The following is a 24,123-nucleotide window of genomic DNA, read 5'->3' on the forward strand; positions in this document are numbered from 1 at the left end:
CACGGCCTCCGCGGCCCCGGAGCGGCCCCGGAGCGCCTCCGGGGGCCGTACCGGAGCCCGGTCCGCGGCGCCCCGCAAACGCCCGCCCGCACCCGGCGGTGTGAGCCGCGTCGCGGGCGGTGTCGGCCCGGACGGCTAGCCTTTCCGGGTGTCCGCGCGCCCGTCCCCCCTCACCGACCCCGAGCAGCTCAAGGAGCTCCTCGGCATCCCGTTCACCCCCGAACAGCTGGACTGCATCACCGCGCCGCCCGCCCCGCAGGTCATCGTGGCCGGCGCCGGATCCGGCAAGACGACCGTCATGGCCGCCCGCGTGGTCTGGCTCGTCGGCACGGGCACGGTCGCACCGGGCGAGGTCCTCGGCCTCACCTTCACCAACAAGGCCGCAGGCGAGCTCGCCGAACGCGTCCGGACCGCCCTCGCCCGCGCCGGCGTCACCGACCCCGACCCGGCCCCGGCAGCCGGGCCCGACGCCGCGGACGCCGCCGGCGGCGAGCCCCGCATCTCCACCTACCACGCCTTCGCCGGGCAGCTCCTGAAGGACCACGGCCTGCGCATCGGCCTGGAGCCCAGCGCCCGCCTCCTCGCCGACGCCACCCGCTTCCAGCTCGCCGCCCGCGTCCTGCGCGAGGCGCCCGGCCCCTACCCGGCCCTCACCAAATCGCTGCCCGACCTGGTCAGCGACCTGCTCGCCCTCGACTCCGAACTCTCCGAACACCTCGTCGGCCCCGACCGGCTGCGCGCGTACGACACCGCGCTGCTCGACGAGCTGGCCGGCACCCGGCTGACCAACGAGGACCTCCGCAAGGTCCCCGAGGCCGTCCGAGGCCGCCTCGAACTGCTGGAGCTGACCGAGCGCTACCGCGCCGCCAAACGCTCCCGCGACCTCCTCGACTTCAGCGACCAGATAGCCCTGTGCGCGGAGCTCGCCACCACCCGGCCCGAGGTCGGGGCGCTGCTGCGCGACGAGTTCCGCGTCGTCCTCCTCGACGAGTACCAGGACACCTCCGTAGCGCAGCGGCTGCTGCTGTCCGGGCTGTTCGGCGGCGGCACCGGGCACGCCGTCACCGCCGTCGGCGACCCCTGCCAGGCCATCTACGGCTGGCGCGGCGCCTCCGTCGCCAACCTCGACGACTTCCCCGAGCACTTCCCGCACGCCGACGGCACCCCCGCCACCCGCTTCTCCCTCAGCGAGAACCGGCGCAGCGGCGGCCGCCTCCTCGACCTCGCCAACGGGCTCGCCGCCCCGCTGCGCGCCATGCACGAAGGCGTCGAGGCGCTGCGGCCCGCGCCGGGGGAGGAGCAGGCCGGGTCCGTCCGCTGCGCGCTGCACGCCACGCACGCCGAGGAGCTCGACTGGCTCGGCGACTCCGTCGCCCACCTGGTCCGCACCGGCACCGAACCGCGGGACATCGCCGTGCTGTGCCGCTCCGCCGGGGACTTCGCGCAGATCCAGGCCGCGCTCGCGGCCCGCGAGGTGCCCGTCGAGGTCGTCGGCCTGTCCGGGCTGCTCCACCTGCCCGAGGTCGCCGACCTGATCGCCGTCTGCGAGGTGCTCCAGGACCCGGGCGCCAACGCCTCCCTCGTCCGGCTGCTGATCGGCCCGCGCTGGCGCATCGGCGCCCGCGACCTGGCGCTGCTGGGCCGGCGCGCCCGCCTGCTCGTCGGCCGGGCGCGCGGCGAGGCCGACCCGGACGGGCGGCTCGCCGCCGCCGTGGAGGGGGTCGACCCGGCCGAGGTCGTCTCGCTGGCCGACGCCCTCGACACCTTCCTCGACGGCCAGGGCGGCTCCGGCGGCTCCGGCGGCTCCGGCGGGGACGACGGGCTGCCGTTCTCCGCGGACGCCCGCGTCCGCTTCGCCCACCTGGCGCAGGAGCTGCGCGACCTGCGGCGCTCCCTCGCCGACCCGCTGATGGACGTCCTGCACCGGGTGCTGGCCGCGACCGGCCTCGACGTGGAGCTGTCGGCCTCCCCGCACGCCCTGGCCGCGCGCCGCCGCGAGACCCTGTCGTCGTTCCTCGACGTCGCGGCCGGCTTCGCCTCCCTCGACGGCGAGGCCTCCCTGCTGGCCTTCCTCGGGTTCCTGCGGACCGCCGTCCAGTACGAGAAGGGCCTCGACCACGCACTGCCCGGCGGGGACAACACGGTGAAGGTGCTCACCGCCCACAAGTCCAAGGGGCTGGAGTGGGACGTCGTCGTCGTACCCGACCTGTGCGCGGGCTCCTTCCCGAAGCAGAAGCCGCCGGAGGCGTGGACCTCGTACCCGAAGGTCCTGCCGTACGCGCTGCGCGGCGACGCGGCCACCCTGCCCGGGGACCCCGAGTGGACCTCGGCGGGCCTGAAGTCGTTCAAGGCGGCGCTGAAGGAGCACAAGGCGGTCGAGGAGCTCCGCCTCGGCTATGTCACCTTCACCCGCCCGCGCTCCCTGCTGCTCGCCTCCGGGCACTGGTGGGGTCCGTCGCAGAAGAAGCCGCGGGGGCCGTCGCCGTTCCTGGAGGCCCTGTACGCGCACTGTGCCGCCGGGCACGGTGAGATCGAGGCCTGGGCCCCCGAACCGGAACCGGAGGAGGAGAACCCGTCGCTGACGGCGGCGAAGGAGGCGGAGCACGCTTGGCCGCTGCCACTGGACCGGAACTCCCTGGAGATGCGGCGCAGGGCCGCGGCCCTGGTGGAATCCCACCTGTCCGCCGCCGGCCGCACCGCCCCCGAAGCGGAACCGGACCCGCAGCGCCGGGCCGCCGCCGTACCGGCGGAGCTGCCGGCCGACGACCTGTGGCCCGAGGACTGGGCCGACGCCCCGGCCGGCGGGCAGCGGCCGCAGGCGGGCCCCGCCGTGCCCGCGCCCGTGGAGCCGTCCGGGCCCCCGTCCCGGCCGGGGGCCGCTGCCGTGCATCCGGCCGCGCCGGCCGACGACCTGTGGCCCGAGGACTGGGCCGACGCCCCGGCCGACGGGCAGCGGCCGCAGGCGGGCCCCGCCCTGCCCGCGCCCGTGGAGCCGTCCGGGCCCCCGTCCGGGCCGGGGGCCGCTGCCGTGCATCCGGCCGCGCCCGCCGACGACCTGTGGGACGGGGAGTGGGAGGCCCCGGCCGACGAGCCGCAGCCCGAGGAGGGCGCCGGCGTGCCCGCACGCACCGTGCCCGCCGCCCGTCGAGGCGGCTCCGGCGGGGGGCCCGGGCACGCGGAGGCCGGGCTCAGCCCCGAGGAGGCGCGGGCCGTCGCCTCCTGGGACCGGGACCTCGACGCCCTGGAGGGCGAGCTGCGCCGTTCGCGGGCCGCCGTCCGCGACGTCGAGCTGCCCGCCTCGCTGTCCGCGAGCCAGCTGCTCCGCCTCGCCGCCGACGAGCAGGGCTTCGCCCGGGACCTGGCCCGCCCCATGCCCCGGCCGCCGCAGCCCGCCGCCCGCCAGGGCACCCGCTTCCACGCGTGGGTGGAGTCCCGCTTCACCGAGCTCCCGCTGCCCTTCCTCGACGTCCTCGACCCGGCGGCCGACCTCCCCGGCTCCGACCAGGAGGTCGCCGACGAGGCCGACCTCGCCGGCCTCAAGGAGGCCTTCGAGCGGAGCCCGTACGCCGAGCGCGTCCCGCACCGCCTGGAGGTGCCCGTCCAGCTCACCCTGGCCGGGCGGGTCGTCCGCGGCCGCATCGACGCCGTCTACCGCGCCCCCGCCGGCTCCCCGTACGCGTACGAGATCGTCGACTGGAAGACCGGCCGCGGCACCGACGCGGACCCCCTCCAGCTCGCCGTGTACCGCCTGGCCTGGGCCGAGACCACCGGCACCCCGCTGCGCCGGGTGTCCGCCGCCTTCCTGCACGTCCGCAGCGGCCGCGTCATCCGGCCCCGCAACCTGCCCGGCCGGGACCGCCTTGAGCGGATCCTCCAAGGCAGAACGGGCCCGGACAGCGGCCGCCGGACGGGCGGATAGGCTCGTGGACATGAGCGAAACCCCGGCGGACAACGTCGTCCGCACGTACATCGACACCCACCGCGACGCCTTCCTCGAGGACCTCGCCGAGTGGCTGCGCATCCCGTCGGTCTCCGCCCAGCCGGAGCACGCGGACGACGTACGACGCAGCGCCGAGTGGCTCGCCGCCCACCTCGCCAAGACCGGCTTCCCCGTCGCCGAGGTGTGGGAGACCCCCGGCGCCCCCGCCGTGTTCGCCGAATGGCCCAGCGACGACCCGGGGGCGCCGACCGTGCTGGTCTACGGCCACCACGACGTGCAGCCCGCCGAGCTCGCCGACGGCTGGCACACCGAGCCGTTCGAGCCCGTCGTCAAGGACGGCCGCATGTACGCCCGGGGTGCCGCGGACGACAAGGGCCAGGTGTTCTTCCACACGCTCGGCGTCCGCGCGCACCTCGCCGCGACCGGCGCCGAAGCGCCCGCCGTCCACCTGAAGCTGCTGGTCGAGGGCGAGGAGGAGTCAGGGTCGGCGCACTTCCGAGCCCTCGTCGAGCGCGAGGCCGCCCGGCTCGCCGCGGACGTCGTGATCGTCTCCGACACCGGCATGTGGTCCGAGACCACCCCGACCGTCTGCACCGGCATGCGCGGCGTCGCCGACTGCGAGATCGACCTGCACGGCCCCGACCAGGACATCCACTCCGGGGCCTTCGGCGGGGCCGTGCCCAACCCGGCCACCGTCGCCGCCCGCCTCGTCGCCGCGCTGCACGACGCCGACGAGAAGGTCGCCATCCCCGGCTTCTACGACAACGTCGCCGAGCTGACGGACGAGGAGCGGCAGCTGATCGCCGAGCTGCCGTTCGACGAGGACGAGTGGCTGCGCACCGCCAAGTCGCACGCCGCGGCCGGCGAGAAGGGCTACTCGACGCTGGAGCGCGTATGGGCCCGCCCCACCGCCGAGGTCAACGGCATCGGCGGCGGCTACCAGGGCCCCGGCGGCAAGACCATCGTCCCCGCCTCCGCCCACCTGAAGCTGTCGTTCCGCCTGGTGTCGGGGCAGGACCCGTACGAGATCGAGGCCGCCGTGCGGGACTGGGTCGCGGCCCACGTCCCCGACGGCATCCGCCACTCCCTCGTCTTCGGCGCCCCGACCCGGCCCTGCCTGACCCCGCTCGGCCACCCGGCGCTGCGGTCCGTCGTCCGCGCCATGGAGCGCGCCTTCGGCCAGAAGGTCCGCTTCACCCGCGAGGGCGGCTCCGGGCCCGCCGCCGACCTCCAGGACGTCCTCGGTGCGCCCGTGCTGTTCCTCGGCATCTCCGTGCCGTCGGACGGCTGGCACGCGCCGAACGAGAAGGTCGAACTCGACCTGCTCCTCAAGGGCGTCGAGACCGCCGCCCACCTGTGGACCGACCTCGCCGCCCACTGGAGGCCCGCCGCCTAGACCGGCGCGCCGGCCGGCCCGCCCGCCCCGCTGCCCGCGCCGCGCACCGCACCGCACCCAAGAGCCGCACGAGTCACGCGCCACCCAGCCTGCCCGACCACGCCCCGGGGGAATTGGAAGCACCTGTGAGCACCCACACCGAGCACCCGATCACGCTCGCCGAGCCCGGCGGCATCGACCGCGCCGCGCACCACCGCCTCGACGAGGCCTGGCTCGCCGCCGCCTGGAGCCACCCGACGACGCGGGTCTTCGTGGTCTCCGGCGGCCAGGTCCTGATCGACGACACCCCCGACGGGGGCACCGGCATCGTCATGACCCCGGCCTTCGAGGCGCCGCTCACCGAAACGCACCGCTACTTCCTGGGCACCGACGAGGACGGCGTGCGGTACTTCGCGCTCCAGAAGGACTCCCTGCCCGGCCGTATGGACCAGTCGGCCCGCCCCGCCGGCCTGCGCGAGGCCGGGATGCTGCTGTCGCCGCGCGACGCCGGGCTGATGGTCCACGCCGTCGCCCTGGAGAACTGGCAGCGGATGCACCGCTTCTGCTCCCGCTGCGGCGAGCGCACCGTCGTCGCGGCCGCCGGGCACATCCGCCGCTGCCCCGGCTGCGGCGCCGAGCACTACCCCCGCACCGACCCGGCGGTGATCATGCTGGTCACCGACGGGCAGGACCGGGCGCTGCTGGGCCGGCAGGTCCACTGGCCGGAGGGGCGCTTCTCGACGCTGGCCGGGTTCGTGGAGCCCGGCGAGTCGATAGAGCAGTCGGTGGTCCGCGAGGTCTGGGAGGAGGCGGGCGTCCGGGTCGGGGAGGTCGAGTACGTCGCCAGCCAGCCCTGGCCGTTCCCGTACAGCCTGATGCTGGGCTTCACGGCCCGCGCCGTCTCCTCCGAGATAGCCGTCGACGGCGAGGAGATCGAGGAGGCCCGCTGGTTCTCCCGGGAGGACCTGCGGCAGGCGATCGAGTCGGGCGAGGTGCTGCCCCCGTCGGGGATCTCCATCGCGGCCCGGCTGGTCGAGCGCTGGTACGGCAAGCCCCTGCCGCGGCCGCTCGCACGCACCGCGTAACCGACCGCACCCGCCCCCGCCCCCGCTCGCGGACGCGGACGCGCGAAGGCCCCCGCCGGCGGGCGGGGGCCTTCCGCACTCGGGCCCGTCCGCGGACGGGGCCGCGGTCAGACGGCGAGCGCCTGCTGCACCTGGGCCAGGCTGGGGTTCGTCATGACCGACTCGGTGCCGGCCGGCGAGACGACGAGCACGGTCGGGACGGTCTGGTTCCCGCCGTTCGCCTTCTCGACGAACGCCGCGGACTCCGGGTCCAGCTCGATGTTGATCTCGTTGTACGCGATGCCTTCCCGGTCCAGCTGGCTCTTCAGCCGGCGGCAGTAGCCGCACCAGGTCGTGCTGTACATCGTCACGGAACCCGTGTCCTGCATGCTGCGCTCCTTCGTGGGGTGTGGGCCTGGGGTGGTCCGAGTACTCGAACGTACGGGACCCCGGAGCCATTCCCGCACCCGCGGGGCGCCCGGTACGTCAAGTACGACCGCGGCGGCCCCCTGTGGACGGCCGGTCCCGCCCGCACCGGCGGACCTGGCAGCATGGCGGGGTGACAGCAGCAACGCCCTTCCCGTCCTTCCCTTCCGGCACCGGGGGGTCCGACGGCCCGGCCGACGCGGTGCTCCAGGGCCTGGACCCGGAGCAGCGCGAGGTCGCCACGACCCTGCGCGGACCGGTGTGCGTGCTGGCCGGAGCCGGTACCGGCAAGACCCGGGCGATCACCCACCGCATCGCCTACGGCGTCCGGTCCGGGCAGCTCGCCCCGGCCAGTGTGCTGGCCGTCACCTTCACCAACCGGGCGGCCGGCGAGATGCGCGGCCGGCTGAGGGCGCTCGGCGCGGGCGGGGTCCAGGCGCGGACCTTCCACTCGGCCGCCCTGCGCCAGCTCCAGTACTTCTGGCCCCGGGCGATCGGCGGGGAGCCGCCCCGCCTCGTCGAGCGGAAGGTGCAGCTCGTCGCCGAGGCGGGCGCCCGCTGCGGCATCCGCCTCGACCGCGGCGAGCTGCGCGACGCCACCGGCGAGATCGAGTGGGCGAAGGCCACCCAGACCGTCCCCGCCGACTACCCGGCGGCCGCCCGGAAGGCGGGCCGCGAGGCCCCCCGGGACCCGGCCGAGATCGCCCAGCTGTACGGGATGTACGAGCAGCTCAAGCGCGACCGCGTCCTGATCGACTTCGAGGACGTGCTGCTGCTGACCGTGGGCATCCTCCAGGACCGCCACGACATCGCCGAGCAGGTCCGCAGCCAGTACCAGCACTTCGTCGTCGACGAGTACCAGGACGTCAGCCCCCTCCAGCAGCGGCTGCTGGAGCTGTGGCTCGGCGACCGCGACAGCCTGTGCGTCGTGGGCGACGCCGGCCAGACCATCTACTCCTTCACCGGCGCCACCCCCGACCACCTGCTGGACTTCCGCCGCCGCTACCCGCACGCCACCGTCGTCAGGCTGGTCCGCGACTACCGCTCCACCCCGCAGGTCGTCCACCTCGCGAACGGGCTGCTGGCCCAGGCGAGCGGCCGGGCCGCCGACCACCGCCTCGAACTGGTCTCCCAGCGCGAGCCCGGACCCGACCCGGTCTACGCCGAGTACGCCGACGAGCCCGCCGAGGCCGAGGGCACCGCCGCCCGGATCCGCGACCTCATCGCCGCCGGTGTGCCCGCCGGCGAGATCGCCGTCCTCTTCCGCATCAACGCCCAGTCCGAGGTCTACGAGCAGGCCCTCGCCGATGCCGGCGTCCCCTACCGGCTGCGCGGCGCCGAGCGGTTCTTCGAGCGGGCCGAGGTGCAGAGGGCGCTGCTCGCCCTGCGCGGCGCCGCCCGCTCCGCCGGCAACGACCCCCTCCTCGACGACGTCGTCGAGCTCGGCGCCCAGGTCCGCGCCGTCCTCGGCTCCACCGGCTGGAGCCCCGAGCCGCCCGCCGGCTCGGGGGCCGTCCGCGAGCAGTGGGAGTCCCTGGCCGCGCTGGTCCGCCTCGCCGAGGACTTCGCCCGCGCCCGGCCCGGGGCCACCCTGGCGGACCTCGCCGTGGAGCTGGAGGAGCGCCGGGCCGCGCAGCACGCCCCGACCGTCCAGGGCGTCACCCTGGCCTCGCTGCACGCGGCGAAGGGCCTGGAGTGGGACGCCGTCTTCCTCGTCGGCCTCACCGACGGCATGCTGCCGATCACCTACGCCAAGACCGACGAGCAGGTGGAGGAGGAGCGCCGCCTCCTCTACGTCGGGGTCACCCGCGCCCGCCACCACCTGACCCTCTCCTGGGCCCTCTCGCGCTCCCCGGGCGGCAGGCCCTCCCGCGTGCCCAGCCGCTTCCTGAACGGCCTGCGCCCGGGCTCCGGCGGCCGCGCCTCCCGCCCCGGAAGCGGCGGAGGAGCGGGCGTCGAGCGCGGCCCGGCCCGCGGGCGGGCCCGCCGCGGGCCCGTCCGGTGCCGGGTCTGCGGCCGGACGCTGACCGAGGCCGGCGAGATGAAGCTGATGCGCTGCGAGGACTGCCCGTCCGACATGGACGAGGGCCTGTACGAGCGGCTGCGCGCGTGGCGCGGGATCCAGGCCGGCCGGCAGGGCCTGCCCGCCTACTGCGTCTTCACCGACAAGACGCTGATGGCGATCGCGGAAGCGGCGCCCGGCGAGGCGGGGGAGCTGGCGGTGATCCCCGGAGTCGGCGGCCGCAAGCTCGACCGGTACGGGGCCGACGTCCTCGCCATCTGCGCAGGCAGGGAGCCTGCCGGAGGGGACGGCGCCGACGCGTGAAAACTCGTCGGAAAAATAGTTTGCACATGCCCGCCGGATCCCCATAGGTTCTTAGCAACGGAAACGGTGGCTTCTGAGAAGCTCCGGCTCTGTGCTGTACTTATCCGAATACGCATGGGACAGGCCCCCGGGCCCCGTCCCCGAGACGCCGAGAGGAGGCGAGACCAGTGACCAGCTTCATCAACACCACCGCAATGACCGATCGCTCGGTCGCCGCTTCCTGCACGCTCGGCTCCTCCTCGCTCCTCCCGCTCACGGGTACCGGTCTGTCCGCGATTTCCGCCGACAGCTGCGTCCTGCCTGCCGCGCCCGCCGCGCTGCTCGCGAGCGAGCGGAATGAGCGACCGACCCAGGCACCGGTGGCAGTAAAGGCAGAAGCCCAGGCTCACGCCTATGGCTTTGCCGCGGCCGGTGCCGGATCCAAGACGAAGCAGACGAAGCAGCAGCACCACCTGATGTGGGCCTTCCGTGGGCTCGAACCCTGGAGTGATCCAGCCTGATCCAGCGATCAGGCCGGCGCCTTCAGGGCCGCGGAACCCCACCCGGGATCCGCGGCCCTTCTGTTTGTCCCCGAACGGGGACGGCAGACCGAAGGAGCCTCGGGACTGGCAAGACCAGGTACCAGCCGCCCCCGGCCGAACCGGGCCGGAACGACTAGACGAACAAGACGAGGAAGAAAACACCGTGCAACTCGAAGCGCACGCCCCGTCCGTACCGCAGACCCAGACGATCTCCCCGCCCGCAGTCCCGGAGGACTCCGCCTTGACTCCCCTCACCGCGCTGACCGCGCTCGACGACGCCATCGAGAACCTCGGCGTACCCGTCGCCTGCCGCACCTACGACCCGGAGGTCTTCTTCGCCGAGTCCCCGGCCGACGTCGAGTACGCGAAGTCCCTCTGCCGCACCTGCCCGCTCGTCGAGGCCTGCCTCGCCGGCGCGCTGGAGCGCCGCGAGCCCTGGGGCGTCTGGGGCGGCGAGCTCTTCGTCCAGGGCGTGGTCGTGGCCCGCAAGCGGCCCCGCGGCCGCCCGCGCAAGAACCCGGTTGCCTCGGCATGAAAGCCACCGGAACCATCGACCGCCCCCTGACGCACGACCCCCTGAAGCAGGCCCCCATGACCGCCCACACGACGAGCGAGAAGCCGCACGGCTCCGCCCCCGCAGACTTCACCACCACCGGCGCGATCACCTCGCGTCAGAACAGGACCCGCGAAATGCAACTCATCCCAGAAGCCCTGGCCCGTGCCCATATGGAGGACCGGATGCGTGAGGCCGACGCCGAGCGTCGCGCCCTGCGCCTGGTCGCCGCCCGCCGCATGCAGCGGCGAGCCGAGCGCGTCTCGCTGCGCGCCCGACGGGCCCTCGCCATGGCCGTCATGCACTGACGAGCAGCAGCCGCCGCGCCGCCCCGCCGCCACCACCCCGGCGGCGAACCGGCGGCGCACCGGCCACTCCGGGGGGACCGGTCCGCACGGGCCGGTCCCCCCGGTGCGTTGCGGTGCCGCGCAGCCGCGGCGGGGATATCGTCTGGAGGTGGACCAGCAGACCCCCCCTCCCGACCCGTCGGGAACCGAGCCCGAGCCCGCCGTCTGCGCGCGCTGCGGCACACGGTCCCCCGGCGGCGCCCCGCCCACCTGGACCTGCTCCGTCGAGAACGGGACCAGACAGTACTTCTGCGTGGACTGCGCCCGCGCCAACCTCCGCGCGATCGAGGGCCGCCTCGACTCGTCCTGGTGGTGACCGCCGGCCGCTGCCCCCGCCCGCTCACTCCCCCGGCAGGAACCCCGGCAGCCACGACTCCAGTTCGCCGCGCAGCCGCACCGTCGCCCCGAGCTGGCACAGCACCCCGATGGTGCTCAGCGTCACCCGGTGGATCAGCAGATACGACGGCGGCAGGTTGATCTGCCGGCCCAACTGGTGTGCGGGGGACCGCGGATCGGCGATGCGGGCCGCCTGCCCGCGCAGCCACGACCGCGTGAAGGTGAACTCCTCCGCCTCGACGGGCTCGACGATCGGCTTGAGGTACTCCAGCACCGCCTGCGGATCCAGCTCGATGGACTCCCGCACGAACCCCTCGCCGCACAGGTGCCCGTATATCCCCTCGGCGTCGTCCTCCAGCGTCATCCGCAGCGAGGTGCCGATCGGCTCCGGCCAGCCGCCCGGCAGCCGGTCGACCGTGCCGAAGTCCAGCACGCCGAGCCTCAGCCGGCCCTCTTCCCCCTCGATGAGCCGGAAGTTGCCCGGATGCGGATCCGCGTGCAGCAGCCCCGTCCGCGCCGGGCCGGTGAAGAGGAACCGGGCCAGCAACTGCCCCGCACGGTCCCGCTCCTCCCGGGTGCCGCCGGATATCACCTCCGACAGCGGGGTCCCCTCCAGCCACTCCGTCACCAGCACCTGCTCGCCCTGGTGCACCACCCGCGGCACCACCACGTCCGGATCGTCCTCGAACGCCTCCGCGTGCGTCCGCTGCGCCTCGGCCTCCAGGGCGTAGTCGAGCTCCTCCGCCACCCGCTCCTGCATCTCGTGGATCAGCGGCTTGAGGTCCATCCCCGGCACCAGAGGCCCCAGCAGCCCCGCGAACCGCCCCAGTTGGCGCAGGTCCGACAGCAGCGCCTCCCCGGCCCCCGGGTACTGCACCTTGACGGCCACCTCCCGGCCGTCGTGCCACACCGCCCGGTGCACCTGCCCGATCGACGCCGCCGCGGCCGGCTCGTCCTCGAACTCCCGGAACGACTCACGCCACTCCGGCCCGAGGCGCTCGGCCAGCACCTGGTGGACCGTCTGCGCGGGCAGCGGCGGCGCCGCCTCCTGAAGCTTGGTCAGAGCCGCCCGGTAGGGACCGGCGAAGTCCTCCGGCAGGGCCGACTCGAAGACGGAGAGCGCCTGCCCCAGCTTCATGGCACCGCCCTTCAGCTCGCCGAGGGTGCGGAACAGCTGGTCGGCGGTGCGCTGTTGGATCTCGCGCGCGACGATCTCCGCCGACTTGCCGCCGATCCGCTTCCCCAGCCCCCAGGTGGCCCGGCCCGCGATGCCGAGCGGCAGAGCGGCCAGCTTGACGGTACGGGTGACCGCCTTCCGGGGAAGATCAGACATGCGCCCCTCCAATTCCCAGAGTGCCGTGCCGCAGGCGGCGGTTCGGGGTGCCCTCCCCGCACCTGCGTCACAGCGCATCCTGTCATGGCCCCTCCCGGCCCCTCCCGGCCCCTCCGGCCCGCATCCGCCGGCCCGCGGGCAGCCGGCGCCCGCCGCCCTCACGCCCGCCGCCCTCATGCCCCCGCCTCCTGCCCCGCCGGCACGACCGCCGCCGCACACGGGCAGTCCGGATGCGGCGCCACGGCCGTCCGCTCCCAGTGCAGGGCCGGCAGGGCAGCCTCCCAGCGGGCGGCCGTGGAGGCCGGCAGCTCCCCGTCGAGGAACGACAGCGCATGGGCCGCGGCCAGCCCCGCGACGGCCGTGGCCAGCCCGAGATCGCAGGCGGCCGCCGTCCGGCGCCGGTGGGCCGAGCGCCACTGCACCAGCATCCGCGGCCAGGCCGGATCCCGGTCGACGCGCTCCCGCTCCATGCATCCCGCGCACGCCGTGACCCCCGGCAGCACCAGCGGACCCACCACCCCCGTGCCCTCCAGTACCCCCGCGTACAGGTGCGGCACCCCGGTCGCGATCCAGTCGGCCGCCACCCCCGGATCCGGCGCCCAGGACTGGAGCCCGTCCCGGGGCGCGACCACCACCAGCGCCGGCCCCGTCTCGTACCCGCCCCTCCCGGCCGACCGCGGAGCCCGCCCCGGGGCCGCCTCCCGCACCAGCGCCGCCGCGGCCTCGGCCCTGAGCCGGCCGACACTGCCGGGCCCCAGCCCGCCCGGAGCGACATCGGCCGGCTCCACCCGGCCCCCGTCGAGCACCTCGATCCGGCCCACACCCGCAGCCGCCAGCACCGCCGCAAGCACACCGCCCACCCGGCCGCTGCCCCGCACCACAACCCGTATCGCCCGCCGCGCCGCCACCCCGCGCAGGTCGCCCCCCGGCTCCCGGTGCACCAGCGACAGCGACCCCAGGTCGGGCCCGAGCCGCTCCAGCGTCTCCGGCCTGCTGCGCACCGCCTGGGCCGGCGGGCCGCCCGCCGTGGCGTCGTCGAGCAGCCCGGCCGCCGCCAGCCGCCGCACCAGCCCGTCCGCCTGCCCCGCCGGCAGGCCCATCGCCGACGCCTCCTCGCGGAGCCGGTCCATGCCCCGCGTCCCGTCGATCCGGTCGATCAGCGACCCCGTCGCCGTGTCCACCGGGCCCAGCACCACCGCGTGCGCCGGTGTCACCCCGAACTGGACCGTCTGCAGATCGCGCCACGCCCTCGCCAGGGCCGGCTTCACCTTCGGATACACGGCTTCCCCTTCCTCCGGTACGTCCGCCCATCGCCCCGCACCGCCTCGGCCACCCGTCCCCGCAACAGTGCCCGCACCCGGCCCCGGCCGCCCGTATTTGTCCACAGGCAAGGCCTATAAGGAATATGAGATGGAGAACGGGCACGTATTTCACGCCGTTATGCGCCGTTCCGCGCCGTTCCGCGCTCTTCCGCACCGTTTCCCGTCGGCCCCGTCCGAACCGCGGAGCGCGGACCCCCCGCCCGCCGCGACCGGGTACGGTCGAAGGCGTGTCCGCCGACCCACCGCAGCGCGCCGTCGAAGTCCGCCGCAGCGCCCGCCGCAGCAAGACCGTGTCCGCCTACCGGGAGGGCGACCGCACCATCGTCCTCATCCCCGCCCGGATGTCCGAGGCGGAGGAGCGGCGCTGGGTCGGGGCCATGCTCGACAAGCTCGCCGCCCGCGAGAGCCGGAACACCGTGGGCGACGGGGAACTGATCGGGCGCGCCGAGCGTCTGTCCGGGCAGTACCTCGGCGGCCGCGCCCGCCCGAGCTCGGTGCGCTGGGTCGCCAACCAGAACACCCGCTGGGGCTCCTGCACCCCCGCCGAGGGCAGCATCCGGCTCTCGCACCGCCTCCAGGGGATGCCCGAGTACGTGGTCGACTACGTGCTGCTGCACGAGCTCGCCCACCTCCTCGTGGCCGGCCACGGACCGCGCTTCTGGGAACTCCTGGAGGCGTACCCCCGCACCGAGCGGGCCCGCGGCTACCTGGAAGGGGTGGCCGCAGCGGAACGGCACCCCAACGTGCCGCCCGCGCGCGGAGGATGAGCCGGAAGGGCGGCGCGCACCCGCACGCCGCCGGGGCCTGCCCGCCGCTGGCGCCGGATACCGGGTTGATACCGGCTTGGCCGGATGTCGTCGGATGCGGCTAGCCTGTGCGCCACGCAATTCACTGTCGGGATGGGGGACGGTCGTTACGTATGGCCAGGGAATTCCAACGCGGTCACAAGGCCAGGATCAGCGATCTCACGGCGGGCACCGACCTGTACGTGGGTGTGCAGATCGCCGGCCCCGGGCTCGCCTTCGACATCAGCTGCTTCGGCCTCGACGCTGATGAGCGGCTCTCGGACGACCGCTACTTCGTCTTTTACAACCAGCCGAAGTCGCCGGAGGAGTCCATCCAGCAGCTCGGCGCGCAGGCCGGCGACACCGAGTCGTTCCGCGTGACGCTGGACCGCATCCCGGCGAACATCCACAAGCTGTCCTTCACCGCCACCATCGACGGCGACGGACAGATGTCGCAGATCGGACCGGGCTACATCCGGATCGTGGCCGGCGGCGAGGAGGTCGTCCGGTACTCCTTCTCCGGCGCCGAGTTCAGCACCGAGCGGGCCGTGATGCTCGGCGACTTCTACCTGAAGGACGTCTGGCGCTTCGCCGCCGTCGGCCAGGGCTTCGACGGCGGGCTCGCCGCCCTGCTGCAGAACTTCGGCGGCGAGGTCGCCGAGGAGCCGGAGCAGCAGGCGCCGGCGGCCGCCGCCCCAGCCGCGGCGCCCGGCTTCGCGCCGCCGCAGGCCGCCGCCCCGGCGCCGTCGTTCGCCGCCCCCGCCGCCCCCGCCGCCCCCGCCGCCCCCGCCGCCCCCGCCGCCCCGGCGCCCCAGGCTCCGCCCGCCCCGCAGCAGCCGCAGGCCCCGCAGCAGCCGCAGGCCCCCCAGCAGCCCCAGGCTCCCGTACCGCAGTACCAGCAGCCGGCCCCCGCCGCCCCGGTGCACTCGGCCCCCACCATGGCCGCGCCGATCGCCCCGCCGGCCCCGCCGGCCCAGGCCCCGTACGGCCAGCAGCCCGGCACCCCGTCCTACGGCCAGGCACCGCAGCCCTCGTACGGCCAGGTCCCGCAGCCCTACGGCCAGCAGCCCCCGCACCAGCCCCAGCCCTCCTTCGGCGGCCAGGTCCCCGGCCAGCCGGCCCCGTACGGCCAGGCCCCGGTCCCGGCACAGGCCCCGGGCCCGTACCCGCAGCCCGTCCCCGGCCAGGCCCCCCGGGCCGCCGGCCCCGGCCTCGGCGCAGCACTGCAGGTGTACAAGGAGGCCCCCACCGGCGCCCGCTGGACCGCGCAGAACCAGCAGCTCGTCCGCGTCGACCTCGCCATGGGCGGCCAGCCCGTCCTCGCCCGCCAGGGCAGCATGGTCCTCTACCAGGGCAAGGTCGACTTCAGCTACAAGGGCGCCGGCTTCGCCGGCCGCGTCGTCGGCAACGCCACCGGCCAGGAGATGCAGCTGATGCGCTGCACCGGCCGCGGCCAGGTCTTCCTCGCCGAGAACGGCGCCCACCTGCACACCGTCGAGCTCCAGGGCGACGGCATCTGCGTCTCCGCCGAGAACGTCCTCGCCTTCGACGAGTCGCTGCACCACGAGGTCCGCCGCATCGAGGGCCACGGCATCCCCGGCGGCGCCCTCTTCACCATGCTCTTCCAGGGCACCGGCACCGTGGTCGTCAAGACGCACGGCACGCCCGTCGTGCTTCCCGTCACCCCGACCACCTTCGCCGACAGCAACGCGATCGTGGCCTGGTCGGCCGCCTCCCAGGTGATCGTTTCCAGTCAGGTCCGACTGCGGCGCAACGCCTACCCCGGCCACAGCGGGGAGACCGTGAACCTCCAGTTCCGCGGCGCACCCGGCAACTTCATCGTCGTCCAGCCGTACGAGGTCTGAGGGAGCCCGTCATGAACGCAATGAACCAGCAGCTCGCGGGCTACGCCCCCACCCCCGTCACGGCCCGCATGGAGAACCACGGCCCGTCCATGCTCAAGGTCGCCATGCAGACCGGCCAGGACCTCTTCGCCCGCACCGGGTCGATGGTCGCCTACGAGGGCTTCATCCAGTACGAGCCGAACCCGCCGGCCCTGCGCCAGATGGCCTCGCAGTGGCTGACCGGCGAGGGCGCGCCGGTGATGAAGTGCAGCGGCGACGGCCTGCTCTACCTCGCCGACTACGGCGCGGACGTCGTCGTCGTCAACCTCGACAACGACGCCCTCTCGGTCAACGGCACCAACCTCCTCGCCTTCGACGCCCACCTCCAGTGGGGTGTCGAGCGCGTCAAGGGCCTGGCCAAGTTCGCCGGCCAGGGCCTGTTCAACGTGCAGGTCGCCGGCACCGGATGGGTCGCGATCACCTCGCGCGGCACCCCGATCGTCGTCGACTGCGGCCGCGGCGAGGACGAGACGTACGTCGACCCGGACGCGCTCGTCGCCTGGTCCCCGAACCTCAAGGTGAAGGGCAAGCGCAGCTTCAAGGCCTCGTCGATGATCGGCCGGGGCAGCGGGGAGGCCTACCAGATGGCCTTCTCCGGCCAGGGCATCGTCGTCGTACAGCCCAGCGAGGACAGCAGCGACCGGCTCCGGACCCGGGGCTGAGGGGGAGCGGACACCACCATGCAGAGCTCACTTTTCGCACACGCCGAGCAGCAGTCCCCGGACCGCTACGCCGTCCAGAACCCGCAGCTGCTGCGGGTCTCCCTGACCGGCACCGACGACGTCCTGGCCCGCAAGGGCGCCATGGTCGCCTACCAGGGCCTGATCGACTTCGACGGCGAGTACCAGAGCGGCAGCCAGCGCAGCGCCCGCCGCAACACCGGCGAGGGCCTCGACCTGATGCGCTGCTCCGGCCAGGGCACCGTCTACCTGGCGAACCTGGCCCAGTACGTCCACGTCGTCGACGTCGACCACGAGGGCCTCACCGTCGACAGCAGCTACGTCCTCGCACTGGACTCCGCCCTGCACACCGAGGTCATCGCGGTGGACAGCCAGTACGGCATCTCCGGCTCCGGCAAGTACCAGCTGAACATCTCGGGCCGCGGCAAGGTCGCCCTGATGACCTCCGGGCAGCCGCTGATGCTCCAGGTCACGCCCGAGAAGTACGTCAACGCCGACGCCGACGCCGTCGTCGCCTGGTCCACCTCGCTGCGCGTGCAGATGCAGGCCCAGACCCACTCCAGCGGGGTGTGGCGCCGCCGCGGCAGCACCGGCGAGGGCTGGGAGCTCAGCTTCCTCGGCACCGGCTTCGCCCTGGTGCAGCCCAGCGAGGTGCTGCCCCCGCAGAACGCCCAGCTCGGACAGGGCGTCGCCGCACAGTTCGGCGTGGGCCAGCACGGGGCGCGCGGCCAGAACCAGAACAACGCCTGGAACTGACCGCGACGGCCCGACGGCCGCACCTGCGGCCCCGAGTACGGCGCGAGGGGCGGCCCGTACACCGCGGGCCGCCCCTCGCCTGCCTTCACATCCGGCCGGTCAGAGCCGTGCCAGCGTCGCCTCCACCAGCCGCACGACCGAGGTGTCGGCCACGGCGCCGACCTCCGCGTACGGGAACCAGCGCAGGTCGAGCGACTCGTCGCTGATCTCCGCCTCGACACCGGCCGGCGCGAGCGCCGCGTACTGCACGTCCAGGTGCCAGTTGCACGGCGCCGGGATCGGGTGCCGGTCGAGCCGCACCGGCCCGCCCGGCAGCAGCGCCAGGCCGGAGCCGATGCCGGACTCCTCGACGGCCTCGCGCAGCGCGGCCGCCTCCAGCGTCGCGTCGCCCGGCTCGCAGTGGCCGCCCATCTGCAGCCACATGCCGAGCTTGCGGTGCAGGGTCAGCAGCACCCGGCCGCGCGACGGGTCGACCACCAGCGCGCTGCCGGTGACGTGCCCCGCCCGGCACGGCTTGTACATCCCGTCCGGGTGCGCGGCGAGGTGCTCCAGGTAGACGTCGCGCAGGGCGCGCTGCTCCCCGTCGACGCCCTCGTACCCCTTGAGGGTCAGGACCGCGTCCTCGTGGAGGCTCACTTCGCTCCTTCGCCCTCGCCGCCGTCCTCGCCTTCCCGGCCGTCCGGGCCATCCGGGCCGTTCTGCCCGCCCTGCCCGCCCTGCCCGTCCTTGGCGTCCTGCCCGCCCTTGCCGTTCCGGCCGCGCCGCTCTGCGGCCTCGCCGAGCATCTTGTCGAGCTCGGAGAAGTCCAGGTGCTCGCGGTGCACGAAGCCGTCCGGGTCGTCGAGGTCGGTGGCCGTGGGCAGCATGTCCGGGTGCTCCCACAGGCCGTCGCGGCCGTCGACGCCGCGGGCGTCCGTCAGCGAGGCCCACAGCCGGGAGGCGTCCCGCAGCCGGCGCGGCCGCAGCTCCAGCCCGATCAGCGTCGCGAAGGTCTGCTCCGCGGGGCCGCCCGAGGCGCGGCGGCGGCGCATGGTCTCGCGCATGGCGTCCGCCGAGGAGAGGCGGGGCTTGGCCGCCGCGTGGACAACGGCGTCCACCCAGCCCTCGACCAGCGCGAGCGCCGTTTCCAGGCGGGCCAGCGCGGCCTTCTGCTCGGGGGTGTCCTGGGGCTGGAACATGCCGCCCTGGAGCGCCTCCTGCAGCTGCTCCGGGTTGGTCGGGTCGATCTGCCCGACGACGTCCTCCAGCTTGGAGGTGTCGACCTTGATCCCGCGGGCGTACCCCTCGACCGCGCCGAACAGGTGCGAGCGCAGCCACGGCACGTGCGCGAAGAGCCTGGCGTGCGCCGCCTCACGCAGTGCGAGGTACAGCCGCACCTCCTCCGACGGGACGCCGAGGTCCTTGCCGAACCCCTCGATGTTCAGCGGCAGCAGGGCCGCCTTCCCCGCCGGGCCCAGCGGCAGGCCGATGTCGGTGGAGCCGACGACCTCGCCGGCGAGGACGCCCACGGCCTGGCCGATCTGCTGCCCGAACATGGCCCCGCCCATGGAGCGCATCATGCCGAGCAGCGGGCCCGCCATGGCCTGCATCTCCTCCGGCAGGACACCGCCCATGGCCGCACCGACCCGCTCGGCGACCGGGTCGACGAGCTCCTTCCACACAGGCAGGGTCGCCTCGACCCACTCGGCGCGGCTCCACGCCACGGCCGTCGTGGCGCCGGAGGGCAGCGAGGTCACGTCGTCCAGCCAGTGGTCGGCGAGGCGCACGGCCTCCTCCACGGCGGAGCGCTCCGCGATGCCGACGCTGGTGTCCTTCACGCCGTCTGGGGTGCCCTGCGCGACGGTCCGGCGGGCGACGTCCTTGGCCATGTCCCAGTTCACGGGGCCGCCCTCGTAGCTGAGCATCTGGCCCAGCTGCTGGAAGGCCGCGCCGAGGTCGGCCGGGTTCATCGCGCCGAACATGGCCGCGAACGGATTGTCCCCGGCGCCCGGGCCGCCCGGACCGCCGGGCAGGCCGAAGCCGCCGAACCCGAACGGATTCGGGCCGCCCTGCCCGCCCTTCTTCTTGCCCTCGTCGCCGTTCTCCGGCTCCTCCGGCGGAAGGCCGAATCCGAATGGGGTGTCGCTCACGGGTTTCCTCGGCTCGTAGGGCCGCCGGCGGGAGCCGGCGGGCAAGTGGTCCGACAACACCAACCAGCGTAGACACCACTCCCGGTTCCGGGCTCGGTGCTCCGCCGACTCCTGGGCTGCGGCAGGATGGACATCACCTGGTGGGTACGCGTCACGGGCGCGTCCCTACTGAAGACAACCGCTGGAGACGCCTGGTGAGTTCCCCAGATCCGCAGGTTCACGAGCCCGACGACGCCGAGAACCGCCCCGAGCACGGTGACAGCGCCCACGGCGTTCGCCAGCCGCGAAACCACGCGGGCCCCCGCCGGAACAGCCCGGTGATCGCCGTGACCGGCGCCGCCTCCGGCGTCGGCGCCGCCCTGGTCCGCCGCCTCGCCGCCTCCGACGAGGTCAAGCAGGTCGTCGCCATCGACGAGCGGCGCGGCGACTGCGCCGCCGCCCAGTGGCACGTCCTCGACGTCCGCGACCCCGCCATCGCCGAGAAGCTGCGCGGCAGCGACGTCGTCGTCCACCTCGCCCTCGACCTCGACCTGGAGACGGACCCCGCGGCCCGCACCGCGTACAACGTCCGGGGGACCCAGACCGTCCTGACCGCGGCCGCCGCGGCCGGCGTCCACCGGGTCGTCCTCTGTACCTCCGCCATGGTCTACGGAGCCCTGCCCGACAACGACCTCCCCCTCTCGGAGGACTCCGAGCTGCGGGCCACCGCCGAGGCCACCGGCGTCGGCGACCTGCTGGAGATCGAGCGGCTGGGCCGCCGCGCGCCGCGCGCCCACCCGGGCCTCAACGTGACCGTCGTCCGCCCCGCCGTCCTCGTCGGCGGCACCGACACCGCCCTGACCCGCTACTTCGAGTCCCCGCGCCTCCTCGTCGTGGCCGGATCCCGCCCGACCTGGCAGTTCTGCCACGTCGAGGACCTCGTCAGCGCCCTGGAGTACGCGGCGCTGGAGAAGGTCGAGGGCGAGCTCGCCGTCGGCTGCGAGGGCTGGCTGGAGCAGGACGAGGTCGAGGAGCTGAGCGGCATCCGCCGCATGGAGCTGCCCTCGGCGGTCGCGCTCGGCGCGGCGGCCCGGCTGCACCGGATCGGCCTGACGCCGTCCCCGGCCGGCGACCTCGCCTACACCATGCACCCCTGGGTGGTCAGCGTCAGCCGCCTGCACGCCGCCGGCTGGCGGCCGCGCTGGACCAACGAGGAGGTGCTGGCCGAGCTCCTCCAGGAGGTCGCGGGCCGGCACACGGTCGCGGGCCGGCGGCTCGGCCGCAAGGACGCCACCGCCGCGGGCGCCGCGGGCGCGACGGTGGCGCTGCTCGGCGCGGCCGCGGTCGTCCGCCGGGCGCGCCGCCGCCGCGGCATCTGACGGACGTCCTGCCGCACCCCGTCCGGCCCGCCCCCGCGGGCCGGCCGCGGCCGGCCCTGTAGGAGGCTCCATACGCCGGGCCCGCACAGCCGGTCGAAACGGCTATACCGCGCGGTGGGAGCGGTGGTGCACGATGGCCCCATGGCACCGCACTTCGACCACCCCGGCGAGCAGGCCGCCCAGGACCCGATCCGGCTGCTCGCGATCCGCGACACCCCCCTCTCCGTCGACGAGGTCTTCCGGGCCGTCGGCGACGACGAGACCGGCGGCACGACGCTCTTCGTCGGCACGGTGCGCAACCACGACGGGGGCGCGGACGTCGAATCGCTCGGCTACTCCTGCCACCCCTCGGCCGAGGCGGAGATGCGCCGCATCGCCGAGCGCGTCGCCGCCAAGTACCCGGTGCGGGCGCTGGCAGCCGTCCACCGCGTCGGCGACCTGTCCGTCGGCGACCTGGCGGTCGTCGTCGCCGTGTCGTGCCCGCACCGCGGCGAGGCCTTCGAGGCCTGCCGGATGCTGATCGACGACCTCAAGCACGAGGTGCCGATCTGGAAGCACCAGCGCTTCTCCGACGGCACCGAGGAGTGGGTCGGGGCCTGCTGAGCCGGCCCCCGCACGCCGGGGGGACCCCGCCCGCGGCGCCGGCCGGACGAGGCGGTACTGTCCCACCCGTTCGGCCGCGCAACACGCCCTCGATTTGCGTAACCCCCCCTTGGGCAGGAGCGTTGAAGCCACCAACGACACGCACATTCCCAGGGGCAGGGAGGCACGTCCATGGCGTCACTGGCGTGGTTGCTGATTCCGCTGTTCGCCGCGATCGGCGCGGCGATATGGGGCAGCTGGGCGGCCCGCGACCGCACCCAAGGCGACATATCCGAACTCGCCGGCTACGCCCGCTTCCGCGAGGCGATGGACCGGCCCGACGGCGCCCGGGCCGGGGCGGCGGCGCACTCCGCGACCGACTCCGCCTGAGCCCCCGCCGGCACCGCCCGCCGCACCCCGCGCACACCGGCCGGGGCGAACGGCCCGGGCGGCCGCCGCACAGGACCGTCCCGTACTGTCGATTGCATGCCACGCCGCACAGCGACGATGCTCGCCGCCACCCTCATGCTGTTCGCGCTGCTCTGCGCCGGGGTGTTCGTCAAGGTTCCGTACTCGGAGATGAGCCCCGGTCCGACCGTGAACACGCTGGGCGAGTCGCGCGGCGCGCCCGTCATCAGCATCGGCGACCGCACGACGTACCCGACGACGGGCCACCTCAACATGACGACCGTCCGGGTCACCGGCGCGGACTACGACATGAACCTGCTCGAAGCGGTGCACGGCTGGCTCTCCGGCGACAACATCGTCGTCCCGCACGAGAACCTCTACCCGAACGGGAAGACCGAGGAGCAGTCCACCCAGGAGAACGCCGAGGAGTTCAGCCAGTCGCAGGAGAGCGCGAAGGTCGCCGCGCTGAAGCAGCTCGGCATCTCCGTCCCCACCCGCGTCGTGGTCTCCTCCGTCGTCAAGGGCAGCCCCTCCGAGGGCCGGCTGCACGCCGGGGACGAGGTCAAGACGGTCGACGGCACCCCGGTCACCGCCCCGGCGGACGTCGCCAAGCTCGTCACCAGGCACAAGGCCGGCGAGCCCGTCGAGTTCGCGGTCGTACCCGCCGCCGAGGCCGAGGAGGCCCGGAAGGCGGGCCGCGCGCCCGCGACCCGGAAGGTCGGGATCACGACGGCGAAGGCCGAGGGCGACGGGCACGCCATCGTCGGCATCCGGGCCGGCACCGCGCACACCTTCCCGTTCCCGATCGACATCAAGCTCGCCGACGTCGGCGGCCCGAGCGCGGGCCTCATGTTCGCCCTCGGCATCGTCGACAAGCTGACGCCCGGCGACCTGACCGGCGGCCGCTTCGTCGCGGGCACCGGCACCATCGACGACGCCGGCAAGGTCGGGCCCATCGGCGGCATCCAGATGAAGACGATCGGCGCCCGCAAGGCAGGCGCCCGCTACTTCCTGACCCCCGCGGACAACTGCGCCTCGGCGGCGGCCAACGTCCCCGACGGCCTGACCCTCGTCAAGGTCTCCGCCATCGGGGACGCCGTGCAGTCCCTGGAGAAGATCGCCAAGGGGGACACGGCCGGCGTGCCGCAGTGCGGCGACTCCTGACCGGCGCCCCGCAGGCGGCGCCGAGGGGGCGGTACAGGCCCAGGGCCTGTATTGAGTTGCCCCGCGGCGTCGCGACGCCCGGCACGCACCCTCGGCGCACGAGCCGAATGTCCTCGTAGCTCCGCTACGAGGACATTCGTCCCGCACACCGAGGGCACGCACCGAACGCCGCTCCTTGCTCCACGGGGCAACTCAATACAGGCCCTAGGAGAACGTCGCGGCGAGCGCCTCCGCCAGCCCCGGCACCAGGCTCGCGCCCGTGAGCACCTCGGTCGAGGAGTCCTTCTCGCGCAGCCGGACCGCCGACTCGCGCGAGCCGTCGCGCAGCACGGCCACGGTCAGGCGGACCTCCTGGCGCTCCGGGTGCGCGGCGACCCACTTCGCGAGCTGCTTGTCGCTCAGCCCCTGCGGTACGGACGCCTCCGCGGACGGGGGCAGCATCAGCCGCTCCACGGTCAGGGCGCAGCCGACGACCGCGTCGGGCCAGGCGATGGTGCCGAGGAACTTGTCCAGGGGCATCCCGGCGGGCAGCTCGTCCTGCTCGACGGGGGTCAGCGAGGTCCGGCCGGCGTCGTCCGCGTCGACTCCGAGCTGGTGGGCGAGGCGCGGCTCCTGCCGGCGCAGCCGGGCGGTGTCGACCAGGGCGAACAGCCGGGCGGGCCGGTCCCAGCCCAGTCCGGCCGCGTACTCGTCGATCTCGAGGCAGGCGCGGGTGAGCGGGCTGGCCGCCATCGGCGTGCCGGGGGAGGGGGAAACGTTGGACATGGACAACATCCTGCCTCCTTTCCGGCGCATACCGGGAACTGACGGAAGC

At 74.6% G+C, this 24,123-nt stretch carries 22 protein-coding genes; 16 read left to right on the top strand and 6 right to left on the bottom strand.

Annotation, left to right across the window (positions count from 1 at the left end):
* The first annotated feature begins 148 nt into the window (after nt 1-148).
* The 3 genes from C0216_RS04825 to nudC all read left to right on the top strand — a co-directional run bounded on the left by C0216_RS04825 (nt 149) and on the right by nudC (nt 6,400).
* Nucleotides 149-3,919 carry an ATP-dependent DNA helicase gene (locus tag C0216_RS04825; RefSeq protein WP_114054056.1) on the top strand — a complete coding sequence of 1,257 codons (3,771 nt, stop codon included), beginning with the start codon at nt 149-151 and terminating at the stop codon, nt 3,917-3,919.
* A gap of 10 nt (nt 3,920-3,929) precedes the next feature.
* Entirely contained in the window at nt 3,930-5,336 is a 1,407-nt protein-coding gene (locus C0216_RS04830; RefSeq protein ID WP_114058458.1) for a dipeptidase, read from the top strand.
* Between the two features lie 113 nt (nt 5,337-5,449).
* Nucleotides 5,450-6,400 carry an NAD(+) diphosphatase gene (gene nudC, locus C0216_RS04835; RefSeq protein ID WP_114054057.1) on the top strand — a complete coding sequence of 317 codons (951 nt, stop codon included), beginning with the start codon at nt 5,450-5,452 and terminating at the stop codon, nt 6,398-6,400.
* Between the two features lie 107 nt (nt 6,401-6,507).
* Here the strand turns inward: nudC and C0216_RS04840 are convergent, their stop codons facing one another.
* On the bottom strand, nt 6,508-6,768 hold the full coding sequence (locus tag C0216_RS04840) for a glutaredoxin family protein (RefSeq protein ID WP_114054058.1): 261 nt from the start codon (nt 6,766-6,768) through the stop codon (nt 6,508-6,510).
* Between the two features lie 170 nt (nt 6,769-6,938).
* Here C0216_RS04840 and C0216_RS04845 point away from each other — a divergent pair, with 170 nt between their 5' ends.
* The 5 genes from C0216_RS04845 to C0216_RS04865 all read left to right on the top strand — a co-directional run bounded on the left by C0216_RS04845 (nt 6,939) and on the right by C0216_RS04865 (nt 10,868).
* Nucleotides 6,939-9,131, top strand: a complete 2,193-nt coding sequence (locus C0216_RS04845; protein WP_174250347.1) for an ATP-dependent DNA helicase UvrD2 — start codon at nt 6,939-6,941, stop codon at nt 9,129-9,131.
* Nucleotides 9,132-9,298: 167 nt separating this feature from the next.
* Nucleotides 9,299-9,631, top strand: coding sequence for a hypothetical protein (locus C0216_RS04850; RefSeq protein ID WP_428985394.1), 333 nt, complete (start codon nt 9,299-9,301; stop codon nt 9,629-9,631).
* A gap of 184 nt (nt 9,632-9,815) precedes the next feature.
* Nucleotides 9,816-10,187 (top strand): WhiB family transcriptional regulator, encoded by a 372-nt coding sequence (locus C0216_RS04855; protein WP_114054060.1) that lies wholly within the window; start codon nt 9,816-9,818, stop codon nt 10,185-10,187.
* On the top strand, nt 10,184-10,513 hold the full coding sequence (locus tag C0216_RS04860) for a hypothetical protein (protein WP_114054061.1): 330 nt from the start codon (nt 10,184-10,186) through the stop codon (nt 10,511-10,513). Before C0216_RS04855 ends, C0216_RS04860 begins: the two co-directional genes overlap by 4 nt.
* A gap of 148 nt (nt 10,514-10,661) precedes the next feature.
* Nucleotides 10,662-10,868 (top strand): hypothetical protein, encoded by a 207-nt coding sequence (locus C0216_RS04865; RefSeq protein ID WP_114054062.1) that lies wholly within the window; start codon nt 10,662-10,664, stop codon nt 10,866-10,868.
* Between the two features lie 24 nt (nt 10,869-10,892).
* On the opposite strand, the gene C0216_RS04870 is transcribed toward C0216_RS04865, so the two are convergent.
* Nucleotides 10,893-12,221: an ABC1 kinase family protein gene (locus tag C0216_RS04870; RefSeq protein WP_114054063.1), complete on the bottom strand. Its 1,329-nt coding sequence runs from the start codon at nt 12,219-12,221 to the stop codon at nt 10,893-10,895.
* 173 nt (nt 12,222-12,394) lie between these two features.
* A complete protein-coding gene (locus C0216_RS04875; RefSeq protein ID WP_114054064.1) occupies nt 12,395-13,501 on the bottom strand; it encodes a ThiF family adenylyltransferase in 1,107 nt (368 codons plus the stop codon).
* 269 nt (nt 13,502-13,770) lie between these two features.
* Here C0216_RS04875 and C0216_RS04880 point away from each other — a divergent pair, with 269 nt between their 5' ends.
* The 4 genes from C0216_RS04880 (at nt 13,771) to C0216_RS04895 (ending at nt 17,668) form a co-directional block, all read left to right on the top strand.
* Nucleotides 13,771-14,310, top strand: coding sequence for a M48 metallopeptidase family protein (locus tag C0216_RS04880; protein WP_246042327.1), 540 nt, complete (start codon nt 13,771-13,773; stop codon nt 14,308-14,310).
* Between the two features lie 152 nt (nt 14,311-14,462).
* Nucleotides 14,463-16,193 (top strand): TerD family protein, encoded by a 1,731-nt coding sequence (locus tag C0216_RS04885; protein WP_114054066.1) that lies wholly within the window; start codon nt 14,463-14,465, stop codon nt 16,191-16,193.
* A gap of 20 nt (nt 16,194-16,213) precedes the next feature.
* On the top strand, nt 16,214-16,894 hold the full coding sequence (locus C0216_RS04890) for an AIM24 family protein (protein ID WP_114054067.1): 681 nt from the start codon (nt 16,214-16,216) through the stop codon (nt 16,892-16,894).
* An 18-nt stretch (nt 16,895-16,912) separates the two neighbouring features.
* Entirely contained in the window at nt 16,913-17,668 is a 756-nt protein-coding gene (locus C0216_RS04895; protein WP_114054068.1) for an AIM24 family protein, read from the top strand.
* A gap of 99 nt (nt 17,669-17,767) precedes the next feature.
* Here C0216_RS04895 and C0216_RS04900 read toward each other — a convergent pair whose 3' ends face one another.
* Nucleotides 17,768-18,304: an NUDIX hydrolase gene (locus tag C0216_RS04900; protein ID WP_114054069.1), complete on the bottom strand. Its 537-nt coding sequence runs from the start codon at nt 18,302-18,304 to the stop codon at nt 17,768-17,770.
* Nucleotides 18,301-19,797: a zinc-dependent metalloprotease gene (locus C0216_RS04905; RefSeq protein WP_114054070.1), complete on the bottom strand. Its 1,497-nt coding sequence runs from the start codon at nt 19,795-19,797 to the stop codon at nt 18,301-18,303. The genes C0216_RS04900 and C0216_RS04905 overlap by 4 nt, the downstream gene beginning before the upstream one ends.
* Nucleotides 19,798-19,991: 194 nt before the next feature.
* Here C0216_RS04905 and C0216_RS04910 point away from each other — a divergent pair, with 194 nt between their 5' ends.
* The 4 genes from C0216_RS04910 (at nt 19,992) to C0216_RS04925 (ending at nt 23,309) form a co-directional block, all read left to right on the top strand.
* Complete coding sequence (locus tag C0216_RS04910) at nt 19,992-21,155, top strand: SDR family oxidoreductase (RefSeq protein WP_114054071.1); 1,164 nt, start codon at nt 19,992-19,994, stop codon at nt 21,153-21,155.
* 141 nt (nt 21,156-21,296) lie between these two features.
* Entirely contained in the window at nt 21,297-21,758 is a 462-nt protein-coding gene (locus C0216_RS04915) for a molybdenum cofactor biosynthesis protein MoaE (protein ID WP_114054072.1), read from the top strand.
* Between the two features lie 171 nt (nt 21,759-21,929).
* The gene (locus C0216_RS04920; RefSeq protein WP_114054073.1) at nt 21,930-22,127 is read left to right on the top strand and encodes a hypothetical protein; all 198 of its coding nucleotides are present in this window, start codon (nt 21,930-21,932) and stop codon (nt 22,125-22,127) included.
* 96 nt (nt 22,128-22,223) lie between these two features.
* Nucleotides 22,224-23,309 carry a YlbL family protein gene (locus tag C0216_RS04925; protein ID WP_114054074.1) on the top strand — a complete coding sequence of 362 codons (1,086 nt, stop codon included), beginning with the start codon at nt 22,224-22,226 and terminating at the stop codon, nt 23,307-23,309.
* A 204-nt stretch (nt 23,310-23,513) separates the two neighbouring features.
* Here the strand turns inward: C0216_RS04925 and C0216_RS04930 are convergent, their stop codons facing one another.
* Complete coding sequence (locus tag C0216_RS04930) at nt 23,514-24,074, bottom strand: PPA1309 family protein (protein WP_114054075.1); 561 nt, start codon at nt 24,072-24,074, stop codon at nt 23,514-23,516.
* Between the last annotated feature and the right edge of the window lie 49 nt (nt 24,075-24,123).

The organism is Streptomyces globosus, assembly GCF_003325375.1.
Taxonomy (GTDB): domain Bacteria; phylum Actinomycetota; class Actinomycetes; order Streptomycetales; family Streptomycetaceae; genus Streptomyces; species Streptomyces globosus_A.